This is a genomic window from bacterium SCSIO 12844 (genome assembly GCA_024397935.1).
Taxonomy (GTDB): domain Bacteria; phylum Pseudomonadota; class Gammaproteobacteria; order Francisellales; family Francisellaceae; genus M0027.
Map to the genome: position 1 here is coordinate 329,744 of CP073743.1, position 19,491 is coordinate 349,234.

13 protein-coding genes are annotated in these 19,491 nt (G+C 33.8%); 10 read left to right on the top strand and 3 right to left on the bottom strand.

The window, feature by feature from the left end:
- Positions 1–430: 430 nt before the first annotated feature.
- The gene (gene betB, locus KFE69_01545; protein ID UTW42852.1) at positions 431–1,897 is read right to left on the bottom strand and encodes a betaine-aldehyde dehydrogenase; all 1,467 of its coding nucleotides are present in this window, start codon (positions 1,895–1,897) and stop codon (positions 431–433) included.
- Between the two features lie 86 nt (positions 1,898–1,983).
- Positions 1,984–3,726: a choline dehydrogenase gene (gene betA, locus KFE69_01550; protein UTW42853.1), complete on the bottom strand. Its 1,743-nt coding sequence runs from the start codon at positions 3,724–3,726 to the stop codon at positions 1,984–1,986.
- Positions 3,727–3,937: 211 nt separating this feature from the next.
- Between betA and prfB the strand changes: the two genes are divergently transcribed.
- From prfB to KFE69_01575, 5 genes are all read left to right on the top strand, one after another.
- Positions 3,938–5,033 (top strand): peptide chain release factor 2 gene (prfB, locus tag KFE69_01555; GenBank protein UTW42854.1). Its coding sequence is split into 2 segments (ribosomal slippage): positions 3,938–4,009 and positions 4,011–5,033, totalling 1,095 coding nucleotides; the frame shifts between segments, so codons are not numbered across the junction.
- A 41-nt stretch (positions 5,034–5,074) separates the two neighbouring features.
- Positions 5,075–6,613, top strand: coding sequence for a lysine--tRNA ligase (gene lysS / locus KFE69_01560; GenBank protein UTW42855.1), 1,539 nt, complete (start codon positions 5,075–5,077; stop codon positions 6,611–6,613).
- A 180-nt stretch (positions 6,614–6,793) separates the two neighbouring features.
- On the top strand, positions 6,794–9,181 hold the full coding sequence (locus KFE69_01565) for a 3-hydroxyacyl-CoA dehydrogenase/enoyl-CoA hydratase family protein (protein ID UTW43942.1): 2,388 nt from the start codon (positions 6,794–6,796) through the stop codon (positions 9,179–9,181).
- A gap of 47 nt (positions 9,182–9,228) precedes the next feature.
- A complete protein-coding gene (locus KFE69_01570) occupies positions 9,229–10,419 on the top strand; it encodes an acetyl-CoA C-acyltransferase (protein ID UTW42856.1) in 1,191 nt (396 codons plus the stop codon).
- A 137-nt stretch (positions 10,420–10,556) separates the two neighbouring features.
- Positions 10,557–11,432, top strand: coding sequence for a hypothetical protein (locus KFE69_01575; GenBank protein UTW42857.1), 876 nt, complete (start codon positions 10,557–10,559; stop codon positions 11,430–11,432).
- 7 nt (positions 11,433–11,439) lie between these two features.
- On the opposite strand, the gene KFE69_01580 is transcribed toward KFE69_01575, so the two are convergent.
- Entirely contained in the window at positions 11,440–12,462 is a 1,023-nt protein-coding gene (locus KFE69_01580; protein ID UTW42858.1) for an FUSC family protein, read from the bottom strand.
- Between the two features lie 243 nt (positions 12,463–12,705).
- Here KFE69_01580 and KFE69_01585 point away from each other — a divergent pair, with 243 nt between their 5' ends.
- The 5 genes from KFE69_01585 (at position 12,706) to rpsG (ending at position 19,491) form a co-directional block, all read left to right on the top strand.
- Positions 12,706–13,905, top strand: coding sequence for a NupC/NupG family nucleoside CNT transporter (locus KFE69_01585; GenBank protein UTW42859.1), 1,200 nt, complete (start codon positions 12,706–12,708; stop codon positions 13,903–13,905).
- A 249-nt stretch (positions 13,906–14,154) separates the two neighbouring features.
- Complete coding sequence (locus tag KFE69_01590; GenBank protein ID UTW42860.1) at positions 14,155–16,365, top strand: hypothetical protein; 2,211 nt, start codon at positions 14,155–14,157, stop codon at positions 16,363–16,365.
- Positions 16,366–16,455: 90 nt separating this feature from the next.
- A complete protein-coding gene (locus tag KFE69_01595; GenBank protein ID UTW42861.1) occupies positions 16,456–18,465 on the top strand; it encodes an alkaline phosphatase family protein in 2,010 nt (669 codons plus the stop codon).
- Between the two features lie 149 nt (positions 18,466–18,614).
- Positions 18,615–18,989, top strand: coding sequence for a 30S ribosomal protein S12 (gene rpsL, locus KFE69_01600; GenBank protein UTW42862.1), 375 nt, complete (start codon positions 18,615–18,617; stop codon positions 18,987–18,989).
- A 31-nt stretch (positions 18,990–19,020) separates the two neighbouring features.
- On the top strand, positions 19,021–19,491 hold the full coding sequence (gene rpsG, locus KFE69_01605; GenBank protein ID UTW42863.1) for a 30S ribosomal protein S7: 471 nt from the start codon (positions 19,021–19,023) through the stop codon (positions 19,489–19,491).

Here is a 19,491-nt window from a genome sequence, read left to right on the forward strand (position 1 = left end):
TTTATATATTTTATCCGTCTAACTCTTAGACGGTTAGCACGTATACGCTGAAGTCGTTGTAGTTTCATTGAGTATTTCATAGTTTTTTCCTTAAATTAATATAGTTAACATTAGACTTTTAGCAATAGAAGACTATCGCTTAGTGAATGCTTTTAAATGGTTAATTGATTTCAATAGTTCTATGCAATTATTTGATAAAAATAAACTTTTTTAAAAAAATAAAGCAATAAATAGATCAAACTGTTTGATAATCCTAATTGAATGACTATTTATGTCTACTTGGTGGTTCGATAGTGCTTGCTGTATCCATGAAGCTTACCTCCTATCTACTTATTAATACTTTGATTATTTTTTCTTTTGAAGACTATAAGTTAAATTATGCTTCGGCGCTTATCTTAATCTAAGTGTGATTTTAATGTCAATGCTTTTGTTATTCATAGGGACTTGCCAATGGAGATAGTCCAACATAAACAGATTTTAATTGTGTATATTGATGTAAGGTTATTAAACCATTCTCACGACCAATACCCGATTCTTTATAGCCACCAACTGGCATTTCAACAGGTGATAAGCCATAAGTATTAATCCAGCAAACTCCTGTTTGTAGTTGATGGGCAACACGGTGGGCTATCGATATATTCGAACTAAATACCCCCGCAGCAAGGCCGAATTTGGTATTATTTGCACGTCTAATTACTTCATTTTCATCATTGAATGTTAGAATTGACATCACTGGGCCAAAAATCTCTTCTTTAACAATACTCATATCATCATGACAGTCTATAAACACCGTTGGTGAGATAAAGTAGCCATCTTCACAGCCTTTTGGTTGTAGCTGTTTGCCACCGTATAATAAAGTTGCACCTTCAGAAATACCGGTATCGATATATGCTAATACTTTTTCTAGGTGAGTTTTTGAAATTAATGCACCAAAGTTGGTATTATGATTTTTTGGATTGCCAATGTGAATATGCTTTTCAATACGTAATAATAACTCAGAGATAAACTTTTCATAGATAGACTCTTGGACAAATACTCGAGTGCCATTAGTACAAATCTCACCTTGAGTATAAAAGTTACCTAACATTGCGGCGGTAACGGCCTTATCAATATCAGTATCTTCAAATATAATTAAAGGTGATTTACCACCTAACTCCATTGTAATCTCTTTTAGTGATGATGCAGAAGATGCCATGACTTTTTTACCTGTAGTTACTTCTCCAGTAAATGAAACTTTTGCAACTTCTTGTGATTGAGTTAATTTTTGACCAACTTTGCCATCGCCTAAAATAACATTAAATACACCTTTAGGCATGCCTGCTTGAATAAAAATTTCAGCTAATTTTAAAGCACTTAATGGTGTTTCTTCAGATGGTTTAAATATCATGCTATTACCACAAGCAAGTGCAGGAGCTGCCTTCCAGCAAGCAATTTGAAGAGGATAGTTCCAAGCACCGATGCCAGCACAAATACCTAAAGGTTCACGCCGTGTATAATAAAAATCCTCACCTAGTGATTGTTGATTGCCTTCAATAGAAGCAGCAAGGCCTGCAAAAAACTCAATCGCATCTGCACCGGTTATAATATCTACAGTTGAGGCTTCTTGATAAGGCTTACCGGTATCTTCTACTTCAATGATTGCTAATTGATCATTTTTAAGCCTTAATAGTGATGCTACTTTATTTAAAATACGCCCACGTTGTGCACCTGTTAAATTAGACCACTGGATAAAGCCTTCTTTGGCGCTTTCAATTGCTTGGTCAACTATAGATTGATCGGCTTGTTCAATTTGATAATTGATTTTGCCTGTTGCAGGGTTAAACACATCGATTGTTTTACCCGTATGACTTTTAATATATTGGCCATGAATAAAACTTTGATAAATTTTTTTAGTCATTGGTAAATCTACTTATTAGTAACTTATTTATCTTACTTGATTGTAAGATAATTTGTTTTATCTGTCATAATGATTCTAATTGTTAATTAAGCAATTAGATGTTTTGTGGTTTTAGCTTTATTAAAAGCAAAAGCGCTTGCTCTAATAGGCTTATTTGGGCGTTGAGTTAACTGCCAATTAGGTGGACGCCATACTTTGGCGTTAATTTCATCTAATGGCTTAGTTCCAAGAATTAAATCACTTGCTTTTTCTGCTACCATAATTGTTGGTGCATTAAGGTTACCATTAGTTATGACTGGGAAAATTGAAGAATCAACAACACGTAGTTTGTTGATACCAATGACCTTACAAGCTGAATCTACGACAGCTAATGCATCATCTACATCACCCATTTTACAAGTGCCACAAGGGTGATAGGCGCTTTCAGCATTTTCTCTTACCCATTGATCAATGGATTGATCAGATGATAAATCAATATCAGGCTGAATAACTGTACCTCTATATGGATCCATAGCTGGTTGTAAGAGTATCTCAGAGGTTAAATGAATACAGGCTCTCCAATCAATAATATCTTGATCTTCTTTCAGGTAATTGAATTGAATGTTCGGTGCAACTTTTGCATTACTGGATGTAATTGTTACGCTACCTCTACTTTTTGGTTTATTAGGGCCAACATGGACTTGAAAACCATCTCCTTTAAATGCTTGTTTACCATCATAGCGGATCGCTGCAGGTAAAAAATGGTACTGTATATCAGGTGCTATAAGACCTGATTTTGAACGAATAAATGCACAAGCTTCAAAGTGGTTAGATGTACCCAATCCTTTTTTTAGAAATAGCCACTGTGTTCCAATTAGTAGTTTATGCAATTTACTTAGTTTAGAGTTTAAGGTTATTGGTTGTTTGCATTGATATTGAAAATACACCTCTAAATGATCTTGTAAATTTTTTCCCACACCTGGAAGTTCATGTATTAATGCAACTTTAGCTTTGCTTAAAGTTGCTTGATCACCAATGCTTGAGCGTTGTAAGATAGCAGGTGAATTAATAGGGCCTGCACTTAAGATAATTTCCTTTTTGCAGAAATATTGGATGACTTTCTTATTATAAATACACTCAACACCAATGGCAGTTTTATCTTTAATAAGTACTTTATTAACAAGGCTTTTAGTTATAACCGTTAAATTTTTTCTTTTTAATGCAGGTTTAAGATAGGCTTGATAGGTCGAACAGCGAACGCCGTTTTTTATCGTCATTTGCATTGGTGAGAAGCCCTCTTGCTGATAAGCATTATAATCTTCGGTATAAGAATAGCCTGCTTGATTCCCTGCTTGAATAAAAGCTTGATAAAGTGGATTTTTATTTAAATTATCACCTTGTTTAACATAAAGAGGCCCTTGTTTGCCCCGATAGATATCTTCTTGTGCAAACCAGTGTTCAGCATAACAAAAATAAGGTAGACAGTGAGCATATCCCCAATTTTTTGCGCCTAATTGTTGCCATTGGTTAAAGTCATTTGCATGGCCTCTAACATAGACCATACCATTAACGGCAGAAGAACCACCTAATCCTTTACCTCGTGGGGTGTTCATTCTACGGTTGTTTAAATGAGGTTCTTTTTCTGAATAAAATCCCCAGTTGTATTTAGGCATATTCATTGGATAAGATAGAGCTGAAGGCATATCGATTAAAAGGCTTTTATTATGGCCACCATATTCAAGTAGTAATACACGATTTGAAGGGTTTTTACTTAAACGATTGGCAAGCACACATCCTGCTGAGCCAGCACCAATAATAATATAATCAAATGGTTGATTGTTTTGAATCATTTTTAGTTTGTCCATTACGAAATTAGTTTGTTGACAAGCTTTAGTGTTAAGCCATCAGCCTTGATAAGCTTATGTTTTAAGTAATAGCAAATAGCTTATCTGAAATCAAACTGTGTGATTGTATTTAATCGAATACTTTGTGTCTTTAGCTATTCAATGTTAAAATGCATCTCGATTTTGTTTTCACTAATTTTAAAATAGGTATGCATTCATGGAAATTAATCAAGCTAAGGCACAATTAGAAGCGATGCGCCAACGTGCTTTACAGCTAAGGGGGTATCTTTGACTTTGAGGTTAAACAAGAACGCCTAGATGAAGTGGTTCGTGAGTTAGAACAGCCACAAATTTGGAATGAGCCTGAAAGAGCACAGCAGTTGGGTAAAGAGCGAGTTGATCTTGAATTAATTGTTAATACAGTTGAGCATTTAGAAACTGGCATAGCTGATGCATTAGAATTACTTCAACTAGCTTATGATGATAATGATGAAGAGTCCTTTGAAATAGTATTAGATGATATCAAAGTACTAGAAGCTGATATCTCAACTTTAGAATTTAGGCGGATGTTTTCAGGTGAAGCTGATCATTGTAATGCATTTTTAGATGTTCAAGCGGGTTCTGGTGGAACAGAAGCACAAGATTGGGCGCAGATGTTAATGCGAATGTATCTGCGTTGGGGTGAAGATCATGAATTTAAAACTGAGTTAATTGAAGTTTCAGATGGTGAAGTTGCCGGGATTAAAAGCTGTACGATTAAATTTTCAGGTAACCATGCTTATGGTTGGCTAAGAACAGAGACAGGCGTACATCGTTTAGTAAGAAAATCTCCTTTTGATTCAGGTAATAGACGCCATACTTCGTTTGCATCCGTATTTGTATCACCTGAGATTGATGATGATATTGAAATTGATATTAATCCAGCTGATTTAAGAGTAGATACTTACAGGGCCTCAGGTGCTGGTGGACAACATGTTAATAAAACTGATTCTGCTATTCGAATAACCCACCAACCAACAGGTATTGTTGTACAATGCCAAAATGACCGTTCACAGCATAAAAATAAAGATCAAGCAATGAAGCAATTAAAGTCAAAGCTTTATGAACTTGAGATGAGTAAGCGTAATGCTGAAAAACAAGCTTTGGAGGAGTCAAAAAGTGATATTGGTTGGGGTAGTCAGATACGCTCATATGTTTTAGATCAATCTCGAATTAAAGATCTTAGAACGGGAGTAGAAAATACCAACACGCAAGCTGTTTTAGATGGAGATTTAGATCGCTTTATTGAAGCAAGCTTAAAAAGTGGCTTATAAGGTTATATAATGATTCAATTATTTAAAAAGAGAGAAATATAATGTCATCTGAAAAAACTGTTGATTTAAACGAAGTAGAGTCTCAACAAGAAGAAAAAAACCAACTTGAGATTAGAAAAGAAAGATTAGATGAGCTACGCCAAAAGGGTGTTGCTTTTCCGAATGATTTTAAGCGTACGGCTGTGGCACAGTGTATTCAGTCACGTTATGGAAAAATGACGAAAGAAGAGCTAGAAGCAGTTGAAGATAAACCTGTGTTTAAAATTGCAGGGCGTTTAATGCTTAGGCGCATAATGGGTAAAGCAAGCTTTATTACAATTCAAGATATGTCAGGACGAATTCAGGCCTATTTACGTAAAAATGATTTACCAGAAGATGTATATGCAGCATTCAAAGCATCATGGGATTTGGGTGATATCGTTGCAGTAGAGGGGACGTTATTTAAGACCAATACGGGTGAGTTATCTATCCATGCGACAAATGCGCACCTTTTAACTAAAGCACTTCGTCCATTACCAGATAAGTTTCATGGACTTTCTGATCAAGAGTTACGTTATCGTCAGCGTTATGTTGATTTAATTATGAATGAAGAATCAAAACTAGTTTTTAAGCGTCGCTCTGAAATTGTTAATTTTATTCGTAAGTTTTTTAATGATCAACGTTTTATGGAAGTTGAGACACCAATGATGCATCCATTAGTTGGTGGTGCAGCAGCAAAACCATTTAATACTTTCCATAATGCATTAGATATGCCATTATTTTTACGTATTGCGCCTGAATTATATTTAAAAAGATTGGTTGTTGGTGGCTTTGAGCGTGTTTATGAAATTAACCGTAACTTTAGAAATGAAGGCTTATCAACGCGTCATAATCCTGAATTTACCATGCTTGAATTTTATCAGGCATATGCAGATTATCATGATTTAATGGATTTAACTGAAGATTTAATGCGTCAACTAGCACAGAGTGTACTTGGTAGTACTACGGTTGATTATCAAGGAAAAACGTATGACTTATCAAAACCATTTAAGCGTATTTCAGTTTTTGACTCAATTTTAGAGTTTAATCCTAATTTAAAATCATCTGATATTGATAATATTGAATCTGCAAAAAAAGTTGCTGACAATTTAGGTATTAAAATTGAGGCTAGCTATGGTTTAGGAAAAGTTCAGATTGAGATTTTTGAAAAAACGGTTGAAGCTAATTTATTAAATCCAACATTTATTACTGAATATCCTGCTGAAGTATCACCATTGGCAAGAAGAAATAATGATAATGCATTTATAACTGATCGTTTTGAGTTCTTTATTGCTGGCCGTGAAATTGCAAATGGCTTTTCAGAATTAAACGATCCAGAAGATCAGGCAGAGCGCTTTAGAGCACAGGTAGAAGCTAAAGCTTCAGGTGATGAAGAAGCAATGAGCTATGATGAGGATTATATTAGAGCTTTAGAATATGGTCTACCACCAACAGCTGGTGAAGGTATTGGTATCGATCGCTTAGTGATGTTTTTGACAGACTCACCATCGATTCGTGATGTGATTTTATTTCCTCATATGCGCCCTGAAGGTGGGCTTTAAAGCTTATTTATTTCTCGTTTAGTTATCTAAAAGTTATTCTTCTTATTGCTTATGCTATAACATAATTTAAACACTTGATTGGTTGTGCTATGGTGTTGGGGTTGTATTATTTTCTCGTTTTATTATAAAGAAGGAGTTTATATGAATCAGGAAACCTTAGCACAGGATGAAGTTTTAAAGATGGATAACCTTGAAGTACAAAAAAATATAAGCCATAGCCATATTAAGAAAGTCGCTGTATTGGGTGCAGGTGTTATGGGGGCGCAAATTGCAGCGCTCTTTGCCAATGCATCGATTGAAGTCGTATTATATGACTTGGCAACCAATGATGGTAAAGATAAAAATGTAATCGTTAATAAAGCATTAAAAAATTTAAAGAAGATTAATCCCGCACCTTTAGGCTCATCAGATGCAATTAACTTTATTAAACAAGCTAATTATGATGATCATCTAGCTTGGCTAAGGAAGTGTGATTTAGTAATTGAAGCAATCGCTGAAAAATTAGAGTGGAAAGAAGCACTTTATGAGAAAATTGCAAGTCACTTAAAGCCATGTGTTTTATTTGCTAGTAATACATCGGGTTTAAGTATTAACACACTTGCTAATAGCGTGCCTGAAAATTTACGTGCTACGTTTTGTGGTATTCACTTTTTTAATCCACCACGTTATTTACCTTTAGTTGAATTGATTCCACATCACGGCACTGAAGCTTCTGTTTTGGATCAGCTAGAGACATTTTTAACGACTACTTTAGGTAAAAGTATTATCAGAGCAAAAGATACACCAAATTTTATTGCTAATCGCCTAGGCGCATTTGCACTAGCTTGTGCTATGCATTATGCAGAGAAATATGATATTGGCTTTGAAGTGGTTGATCAATTAACGGGTAAACCTTTAGGTAGGCCAAAAAGTGCCACTTTTAGAACAGCTGATTTGGTTGGTTTGGATACATTAAATCATGTGACCAATAATATGACTTTATTTGCTAAAGATGATCCTTGGCTTAAGTTTTATCAAACGCCAAAATGGCTTGAAAATCTAATTCAAAATAATAAATTAGGTGCAAAAACCAAAGGTGGAATTTACGAGAAACGTGGTAAAGACTTATGGGTTTATGATATTAAATCAAATGACTATCGCTTATCTGATAAAAAGGCAAATAAAGAAGTTTTAGAAATCTTAAAAGAAAAAGATGTCAAAGTGCGTTTTGAGCGTTTAAAAGCATCTAGTTTGCCAGAGGCGCAATTTTTATATGCTGTATTTAGAGACTGTTTCCACTATGCTGCATTTTGGCTTGAGCATATTGCAGAGACAGTGAGAGACTGTGATTTAGCATTACGTTGGGGTTTTGGTTGGAAAGAAGGTATTTTTGAAACTTGGCAAAAAGCAGGTTGGCAATCGGTTGCTCAGTGGATAGAAAGTGATATCGCTTCAGGCGAGATTACAGTTGATGCACAATTACCAATGTGGGTTAAAAGTGTTGATGGTGTTTATGATGATAAAGGTCATGCATATAATGCCCGCTTAGGTCAATTTATGCCAAGAGCTTATCTGCCTGTTTATGAAAAACAATTCTTCCCTGACAGTGTATTAAATGAAGTATTTGATTGGGGTAAGACTGTATATGAAAATGAAGGCATTCGTCTTTGGACAACAGGCGATGGCATTTTAGTTGTTACATTCAAAACTAAAATGGGTGTTATTGGCTCTGATGTATTAGAAGGCTTAAGAAAAGCAGTTACAATTGCAGAAGATGAAAATTTCGAAGGCATTGTCATTTGGAATAACAGTAAGAACTTTTCTGCTGGTGCAAATTTGGAAGAGTTTGGTATGGCCTATATGCTTGATGGTGTGCCAGCTATTGAAGCGATATTAAAGAACTTCCAAGACAGTGTTATCGGTATGCGTTATGCGCAAGTACCAGTTGTTGCAGCTGTTCAGGGTTTTGTTTTCGGTGGCGCATGTGAGTTAATGCTACATTGTGATCGTACAGTAGCTTGTTATGAAACTTATACTGGCTTAGTCGAAGTCGGTGTTGGGCTTGTACCTGCAGGTGCAGGTTGTAAGGAGATGACATTAAGAGCACAAGCTTCAATTGACCCTGAAAAACAAATGCAGAAATATTATAAAAATATTGCCATGGCAGAAGTAGCTAAATCAGCAGCTTATGCAAAAGAGATGGGTTATTTAAGAGATAAAGATATTATTATTTTCCAGTCAGCCGAGTTATTATATGTTGCTAAAGCTCAAGCAAAAGCAATGGCTAAAGCTAATTATAAGCCACCAAGAAAGCCTGAAATTAAAGCCTTTGGTCGTGATGCAAAAGCGACAATTGATATGATGTTAGTCAATATGTTACGTGGTAATTTTATCTCAGAATATGACTATTATATCGCATCAAGTATTGCCAAAATTATGACAGGGGATAATGTCGATAAGGGTACTGTTGTTAATGAAGATTGGTACTTAAAACTTGAAAGAGAAGTTTTCAGTGATCTAGTACAAAAAGAGAAAACAGCAGCACGGATTGAGCATATGTTAAAAACAGGTAAGCCATTACGTAACTAAGCTTAGTTAAATAATCAATATTAATATATTTTCAGGGAGATTAATCAATGACTCAACAAACAGTTTATGTTGTCGATAGTAAACGACTACCCGTTGGAAAAGCAAATAAGGGTGTATATCGTAATATGCGAGCTGATGATTTATTAGCTTATGTGATTAAGCATACCATTGAATCAAATTCAGTAGATCCAAAATTAATTGAAGAAGCCATATTTGGTTGTGCGATGCCTGAAGGCTCACAAGGTATGAACGTTGCAAGAATTGCAACATTGTTAGCAGGAATGCCAGATACAACACCAGCAATGACAATTAATCGTTTTTGTTGTTCTGGTATTGAAAGTATGGCGTTATTAGCCAATCGTATTGCTACAGGGCAAATTGATTGCGGTATTGCCGGAGGTATTGAGAGTATGAGTTCTGTACCAATGGGTGGTAATAATTTATCAGGTAATCCAGCCTTCTTCGAAAAAGATGAAAATGTTGGTATTGCCTATGGAATGGGCATTACAGCTGAAGTAGTAGCTGAAAAATATCATATCAGTCGAGACATGCAGGATGAATTTGCATTAGAAAGTCATAAACGAGCAATTAATGCCATTGATAATGATTATTTTAATACTGAAACAATTCCAACTGATGTAGTTTATAGAGGTGCTGATCTTGAGCATATGACAACAACTGAGAAAAAAGTTACCATCACACATGATGAAGGGCCAAGACGTGATACTTCAATGGAAGTTTTAGCAAAATTAAAACCTGCTTTTGCTAAAGGTGGTAGTGTTACAGCAGGCAATAGCTCACAAGTTAGTGATGGTGCTGGTTGTGCTATTTTAGTTAGTGAAGCATTTTTAAATGAGCATAACTTACAGCCAATTGCGCGATTTGTTGGTTATCAAGTTGCAGGTGTGCCGCCTGAAGTAATGGGTATTGGACCGATTAAAGCAATTCCACAAGTGTTAAAAAAAGCGAATCTTAGCTTAGATGATATTGGTTGGATTGAATTAAATGAAGCGTTTGCGGCACAGTCATTAGCAGTGATTAATGAATTAGGGCTTGATCCTAAAAAAGTTAATCCAAATGGTGGTGCGATTGCATTAGGTCATCCATTAGGTGCAACAGGTGCTATTCGTGCAGCAACGGCTATTCATGGTGCTAAGCGTATCAATGAAAAATATGCTATGGTAACAATGTGTATTGGTACTGGTATGGGTGCTGCTGGTATTTTTGAAGTGCTTTAATCGAAAGTACTCTAAATTATAAATTCTGGATATTTATCAGTCTAAATATTCATATACCGTAGTTTGGCGGTACTTAAGCTTTTTATTATTATTTAAACTTAACTTCATACTAAAAAAGTATGGGGTTGAGAATTATAATGAAAAGAATAGTCTGTATTGCTGCTTTATCTGTTGTGTTTATTTTGGGTAATCTAATTTATGCTGAAGCTGGAGTTAACTTAAAGGTAAAAAATAATTGTCCGATTAGGATTAGTTTTTTTCAATCAGAATCTCATAATAGATTTGGGGATCCTGGTGGTGATATGGGGTTTACAAAGCCTGGCTATATCATGCCTGGAGATGAATGGGATGGCCGATACTTAAGCCATCATAATGATTCTCACGGTAAAGAAATTAATTATTATCATATAGGATATAGATTTAGTGGCTCTGGTAGAAGCGCAACAATTGGTGGTATTACTTTGTGGCTATATAGTAGCGGAATTTATAATTACTTAGAATTATTTGATCTATATGGGAATAATACAAACTTGTTATCAATAACTCATCAAGGTTGCCACGCTGATGGGGTAAATACATGTTGGTGGCGTAATGTGGTTAATAATACACCTACCTATACGATGACTGCATGCCCTAACTCAGATAAAATTGAATTAAAAACTTATACTTTTGGCTTAGGGAATATGCTTGTTTCAGATAGGTATAATAATAAAATCAGTTTACTTAAAAATAATCATTATGATACTCAGTCAGTGGATCTAAGTTTATCAAAACAATCATTTTATCAATTTAGATTTACAGGTATAAAAACAGTTTGTTATTTAAACCCGCAAAGTACAGGTAGTTATATCTATTGTAACGACTCTGGTGTATATCCTTATGTTGACTTTTCAACACAGACATTAGCCTTTTTCTGCAATAGAGTTACAGGTACCCATTCAAAGTGTCCTCATGTTACAAAAATTTTTTCAAAGCTAGCTTCAACTGCAGCTGATATTGATATATTTAAATAAATCTAATTTAGCCTTCTTTTGCTTTACCCAGTTTAAAAATATGACAGATGATTAAACCAATAATAATGCCTAAAACAACATTTAAAAATCGAGCAATAATATTATTAATATCAACATCATGAAGGCTTGCTAAAATCATAATGGTCATTGCAATAGCCATGGTATTACCTGTGTGTGACAAAGATTTAGCATTCACAATAATAAAAGCACAAATGATATAGCCAATTAATAGAATCAAGATCGAAAAGTAGGGAATATAGAGTGTAAGCATAACAGCTAATAAAGCAATTAAAGCAGCACCAATATGTGCAAGAAAACGTAATTTAGCTTTTTTATAGACGCCAAAAGCAGTCTCTTCAATAATAAAGTAGCAAGTGATAGCTGCCCAAAAGCCACCATGATATTGAAAGATAAGCCAAGGAAAGAATGTAATAATTACTGATAATGCTAACAGAATTGATGTAAGTAAGTTTAATCTAATATTAGGTTGGTTGACTAGTTGTTTAATATTAGATAGAAATTCATTTTTTAATGGTATGGATTCAGTATTTGAATCAAAAAGCTTAATAAAAAGATTGACCAAAAATAAAATCGTAATACCTAATAAGACAAATGCACAGCGAGAGATAACAACATTAAAATAGTTATCTGACTGGTAAGCTGAAGCAATGATAATAATAGCTGATAAGCCGATAATGATACCTGCATAATTAAACGTGTTTTTTTGTAGAATAATAAATCCCGCAAATAATGAAATAATAAAAAGCCCAATCGTTAGTACAATGATACTCTCTTGTGCAATGATTAATAAAATATAAGCTAATACGCCTCCAATGAGTGTGCCAATAATTCGCATGATTGCTTTGGTATAAATATGATGTGTATTTGGACGGATAATTGCAGCAATGCTTATCATTGCCCAATAGCCATTTTCCCATTGGAATAGTTGAATTAAAACATATACAATAGCTGCGGCAATGATAAATTTAAGGCTAGTAAGGATTGATTGCTTATGATTTAAATTTGGCATGATTTATTTTTATATCGGTATTTTATTGTTTGATTATAGTTTGTTAAAGCGTATTGGCAAATTTTTATAGCATAACACTTTCATAAAATAGTAAATGATAACTTGATTAAAAACTTAAGTGACAAATGTATTAAAAAAACGTATGCTGTGTGTTTTGTAAGCTTTATAAAGCTTTTTTAGAAGCTGTTTTTATAGACGGTAATGCTAAATAATTTAATGGTTAATTAAAGCAAAGGAAATTTAATGGTCATCTTTTCAAAGTTATTTCATTTTTTTATCGGCTTAATTGTGATATTTCTTATTTTATATATTACGAGTATGAATCGAAAATACGTTAAAAAAAGAATTAGATATATTATACAGTTAATTATAATTGAAGTCATATTGGCATATATCCTTTTAGCCTCTTCGGTAGGTAAAGATGTCATTGGTGTTGTCTCAAGTGGCTTTGATCATTTAATGGCTTATGCCCATGAAGGTACTTTATTTGTCTTTGGCCCATTAACGAAAAACTTTACTTTCTTCTTTAATGTATTGATGCCAATTGTCTTAGTGTCTGCTTTAATTGGTATATTGCAATATTTTAAAATCTTGCCATTAGTGATTCGAGGTGTTGGTTGGCTATTATCTAAAGTTAATGGCATGGGCAAACTTGAGTCTTTTAATGCTGTAAGCTCTTTAACCCTAGGTCAAAGTGAAAATTTTATTGCATATAAAGATATTTTAGCGCAAATCTCTCCAAGACGAATGTATACAATGGCAGCAACGGCAATGTCGACTGTATCATTAGGTATTGTAGGCGCTTATATGCAGTTAATTGATCCAAGATATATTATTACGGCATTATTATTAAATATGATTAGCACCTTTATTGTGTTGCATATATTAAATCCTTATGACCATAGAGAAGAAATGGAATTTGAAGCAATGGCTCAACATGGCTATAAAAAACAAACCTTCTTTGAAATGTTAAGTGAGTATATTTTAGCTGGTTTTAAAATTGCCATTATTGTTGGTGCCATGATGATTGGTTTTATTGCGCTAATAGCAATGATCAATCAGATATTTTTAGCCATTTTTCATATTAGTTTTCAGGCAATATTAGGTTATATCTTTTACCCATTTGCTTGGCTATTAGGTGTATCTGATGGAGAAACACTAAAAGCTGGCAGTGTTATGGCGACTAAATTAGTATCTAATGAGTTTGTTGCAATGACCTATCTTAAAGATCATTTAAATCAATTCTCAGCACATAGTGTGGCGATTATCTCAGTATTTTTAGTTTCTTTTGCTAATTTTAGTTCCATTGGTGTTATTGTTGGTGCAATTCAAGCTTTAAATACGGAAAAATCAAAATTTGTTGCTAAACATGGTTGGCGTTTGGTTTTCGGCGCAACAATGGTTAGTTTCTTATCAGCGCTTGTTACAGGGCTTGTAATCTAATAATTCTTATAAAATACCACTTTAAATCATAACATCTAATGTTTAAATTGTATCATCAAGTATTTCTTTGTTGTATAATGAAATAATTTTAAAATCAAATATTTAATAACCAGGTATTTTAAGTTTTTGAGTTTTTATATTACAAATATCGTTGTGCTAAAAAACAATTTTATCTAATAGCAGTTATATTAAAAAAAATGGATTATAAATTTTGTCATTGTTTAATAGTCAATTGATGGATTAGAAATGATGGATTATTTAAATATTACTTTAGAAGCTATTGATCAGTATATTAAACAATATAAAGAGAGTATAAGTAAGCAGGTTACAGGGCTTTATCAAAAAGCTACAGGAGAGCAACGTGCAAGGCATCTTTTAGAAATTTTATATAAAATTAAAGAGCATAATGCTAATGGGGAGTTTACAAACCAATCTATTAAAAAATTCATCAGAGCTTATCTTCTAAATAATATAAGATTGATGTCTCATGCGCTAGAGGATAGTGGCATAGCTTATGATAATGTTGATTTTGAGTTACTTTCAGGGGGTGGTAATGGCTATGAAAGTCTAAGGCCAATCTTAAGCTATACTTTGGCGTTAATTACAAACTTTGAGCGTCTTGTTCTGCCTGATCAATTCTATCAGCTAAATTTTAACAAGGAGAAAGTAAAAGAAATATTGTTTGATTTTGCCACGCCAGTTACGTCCTTATCAGTTGAGAAAAGAAAAGGTGGTAAGAAAAAATATTTTGATGCGACAACTGGCTTTGTCTATGTTAGAGATATGAGTGAAAAAGCAAGTTGTGAAGTCTTAGAAGAGTTTAAGAAAGAAAGTGAATTAGAAGCCTATGTTTTAGCTTATGCAAGTAAGACAAAAGAATTTGCATTACTTGATATGTTGTCTTTTCAAAGACAAGATCCATTAAATCCATATCGTGCTCAAGTTGCAATCTATTTCTGTGATCATGAAAATTACTTTGGTTTTGAAACCTTGGATGACTTTATAGCACAGGCACAGAAAAGACAATACTATGATGAACAGCTACTGCAAATTGTAATGCAAATTTTCGATATTACACATCAGCTATGGTTGGCTGGTATTTCACATCAAGATTTTCATATGGGTAATATTAAAATTATTCCTGATGGCCCTTATGAGGATAATAAAACAAATTTTAAGGTTCAATTATTTGATTTTGGTAATACTCAATTTAATTTAGCATATTCTGATAAGGCTTTATTAGTCGATTGGAATTATTTATTATTTGATCGCTCGAGTTGTTATTCAGATGGGTTGGGACGCAGCTTTGTCTCTTGCTTGCCTTTAGAGACAGATGTTAATAAAAAACATTATCCGATTGATAAATTAGTTTCTTTATTGGATCCAGAAGGAAAACTAACTTCCTTCCTTACAGAGTGTTATCACTTTTTTATTAATTCACTTAAGTATGCGGTTAATAAAGATATGGCTAATTATGCCTATCAGAACTTTAAATATAATATTTTATTTTTACTAAAAGAAAAAAGACCAGTCTATCGAATGGGTGAATGCTATTTAGAGCAAGAGGTATTAAATACAGTTGCTCAACATGAAGCAAATTTTGAACAAAAGCTCTCTATGAAGGATAGAGAGATTGATAGCTTGCAAAAGGAATTATTACAGAAAGACCGTCAAATTGAAGTAGTAACTCAAAAGCAAATAGAAGCCCAAAGGTTATATGATGAACTTCGACTAAGAGAGCAAAACTATAGACAGACATTAGTTGAAAAGGATATTGAAATCAATCAGGTACAACAATTATTATTACAAAAAGATCAACAGGTTGTTTCATCTGTTTTTGGTAAACATGGTTATGAAAAAACAAGTTCATTAAGTCGAAAGCGTTTTAATAAAATTAGACACATTTGTGATGAAGGCATTGGTGCTAATCTTATTTTTATTTTAAGAGATGGTAAGCGACGCTGGACAAATTGGCATAGTGGTTCAGTTGCTCATATGATGATTTGTAAATATTTACATGGCACGATTACAGCTGATGTTCATTATGATAAGTCCAGGCGTATTGAGTTAGTTCAGAAAATACTTTTAACGAAGTTAGGCTTAGATAATATACAAGATAAACTATATGATAACTTAATCAATAAAATTAAGAGCTTTGTATATACAATATATGATTATGCAGCAGATTATTTTTATAATAAAAAGGCAATGGAAGAAAGTGCAAATTTTGTTAATGAATTGTGTTTATCGAAATTAGAATTTAGAGGTTCAGATTGTATTGTTACCATGACGGTTAAACAAGCTATAGAAAATCAGTTTAGAGAAGAAGATATCATTCAAGCTATTAGCCAGTTATATAAAAGTAAAATGCCTAAAAATGATTATAAAAACCATACTAAAAGCTATCTTTTTCATCGTTATCAAACCGCTTATGAACAGAGTAGTGATTATAATTTATAATAAGAAGATTGATATTGTGTCATAAAACAGTCATATTTATTTGTTAAAATTTTTAGAAGTCACCAATTTAAAAAAACAAGGATGTAATCGATGAAGCTTAAAAGCTATTTAGGCATTTTTATTTTACTGTGTTTAGGAGTAATCAATTTAAATAACATTGCTTTTTCAAGTCAAACAAAACCCAATGTAATTATTTTTGTTTGGGATGGATTAAGGCCCGATGCTGTTAGTTTGCAAACAACGCCTAATTTATATAGCTTAGCAAAAGAAGGTGTTTGGTTTAATGATAATCATTCCAGTTATCCAACGTTTACAGTAATGAATGCTGCATCATTTGCAAGTGGTGATTTTGCAGGAAAGACTGGCTATTATGGTAATACCTTATGGCAGCCAACTGCGCATGGTAATGACGCATCAGGTAAGGTGGTTGATTTTCAACAGCCCGTTTTTACAGAAGACTATCAAATACTAGAAGACTTAAATCAAGATAAACCATTAGTTGAAGTTGAAACATTATTTCAATTAGCACACAAAAATGGTTTATCAACTGCAACCGTTGGTAAGTCGGGACCTGCTTTTTTTCAAGACTATAAAAAGCAAGGTGTTATCTTTGATGAAAATTATATTTATCCAGAATCGTTGGTAATGGCGCTCTCTAAAGAAAACTATCCATTACCGAAAAACATAATTTATGCTTATCCTGATATGAATTTAAATATAAATAATATGAATCCAACAGCATCTGGTGAAATAAAGCTGCTATCTGATGGTGTTACAAGTAATCCAACTTTAGCTCTTCAGTCGCCCTATAACAGAGATAACACTTATTTAATGAATAGTTACTTATTGAAAGTATTACCTTATGCTAAGCCACAGTTAAGTGTTATTTGGTTAAGAAACCCCGATACAACAGAGCATAATTATGGCGTCGGTGGTAAAGCTTATCTTAGTGCTTTAACGAATCAAGATCAGTTATTAGGAAAATTGATTCATACATTAAAACAAAATGGTAGTTGGGAAAATACAAATCTAATTATCGTTTCAGATCATGCGCATAGTAATGTTTCAGGGCCATTGGATGAATTTCCATTAAGAACTATCAATCAAAAAACAAATACGATTGGTAAAATTGACAATGAAAGTGGTTTTTCTGTTTCAGGTGATTTTCGTCCAGCTGATTTACTTAATCGAGCTGACTTTCAGGCCTATGATGGTGGTGGTTGTGAATATGATCCGGTCTTAACAGGTATCAAAGCAAATGCTAAGAGAGTCTATCCTGTCAAAATTGATACAGATGGCTCTGCTTGTGGTGATATGAAAGTTGTTGATAATAATGGCCATCGTGAAAACTCAATAGGAAAGAAATATACAACACAGGCCTACTATGTGCCTAAGGTATTACCTAAAAATGCAATTATTGTTGCAGCAAATGGCGGTAGTAGCTATTTTTATGTACCAAGTCATAATCAAAAATTAATTAAAAAATTGGTGCGCTTTATGCAATCACGCCAAGAATTTGGTGCTATTTTTATTAGTCAGCGCTATGGTAATATTGCAGGGACATTGCCTTTAACGCTTATAAAGCTTGAAAATAATAATCAAAGAAATCCTGATATTATTGCAGGTAATAGTTTTGATGTTAATGCAAGGATACAGGGTTATCATGGTATGGAATTTAATAGTAGTGGTTCATCGCGTGGTATGCATGGTTCCTTTAGTCCTGTTGATGTACATAATACATTAATTGCATATGGCCCAAGTTTTAAATCACACTTTATAGATACGCTGCCAACAGGTAATGTTGATATTGTGCCAACACTAGCTTATCTATTAGGCTTAAAAGCAACCAATACTGATGGTCGAATATTATTAGAGAGCTTAAAAGATGGTAAAAATATAGATGACTATCAAGTGGTATTAAAGCAGTATCAAGCAACAAAGCCTGCAACTGGGCTAACGTTTTATAAAGCAACTAATCCTGATAATATTGATGTGATTAAAAATAAATCTAACTATAGCATTTATCTTGATACAAAATCCTTAATTCAAGGTAGTCAAAAGTATGTTTATTTTGATCAAGCGAATGCTGTGAGATATTAGTTTAAATAATTCTTGCAAGTGGGGTTGATCTTTTGGCTAATTATCGTGTATAATTCGGCGTCATTTTATAAGTTGTTATTTAAAAATATTTAGCTTAATCAATTTATAAAAAAGATGTTGAATAATAGTAAACAAAAGTGGAGTCATCAATGGCAACAATCAATCAGCTTGTGCGCAAACCGCGCCAGCAAAAAACATCCAAGTCAAAAGTGCCTGCGTTAAAAGCATGCCCACAAAGACGTGGTGTTTGTACTCGTGTTTATACCACCACGCCTAAAAAACCAAACTCAGCTTTAAGAAAAGTTGCACGTGTGCGTTTAACCAGTGGTTTTGAAGTAAGTAGTTATATCGGTGGTGAAGGGCATAACCTTCAAGAGCACTCTGTCGTATTAATTCGCGGCGGTCGTGTTAAGGATTTACCAGGTGTTCGTTATCATACCGTTCGTGGTAGTTTAGATACATCGGGTGTCAGTGATCGTAAGAAAGGCCGTTCTAAGTACGGTACTAAGCGTCCTAAGTCCTAAGTTTAAATTGATTTAAAGAAGGTAGATTACTATGCCAAGAAGAAGAGAAGTTCCAAAACGTGAAGTTTTGCCTGATCCAAAATACAAAAATGTAACTGTAGCAAAATTCGTAAACCATATTATGAAAGATGGTAAAAAATCAATCGCTGAAAAAATCGTGTACCGTGCATTTGACACGATTAAAGATAAAACGGGTAAAGATGAGATTGATACTTTTGATAAAGCGCTTGAAAGTATTGCGCCAATGGTTGAAGTTAAATCTCGTCGTGTCGGTGGGGCAACTTATCAAGTGCCTGTTGAAGTGCGTCCTGAACGTCAGATGGCACTCGCTATGCGTTGGTTAATTGAGGCGGCTCGTTCACGTAAAGAAAAATCAATGGGTTTACGTGTGGCGCATGAGATGATGGATGCAGTAGATGGTCGTGGTGCAGCGGTTAAAAAGCGCGAAGATACACACCGTATGGCAGAGGCAAATAAAGCATTTGCACACTATCGTTGGTAA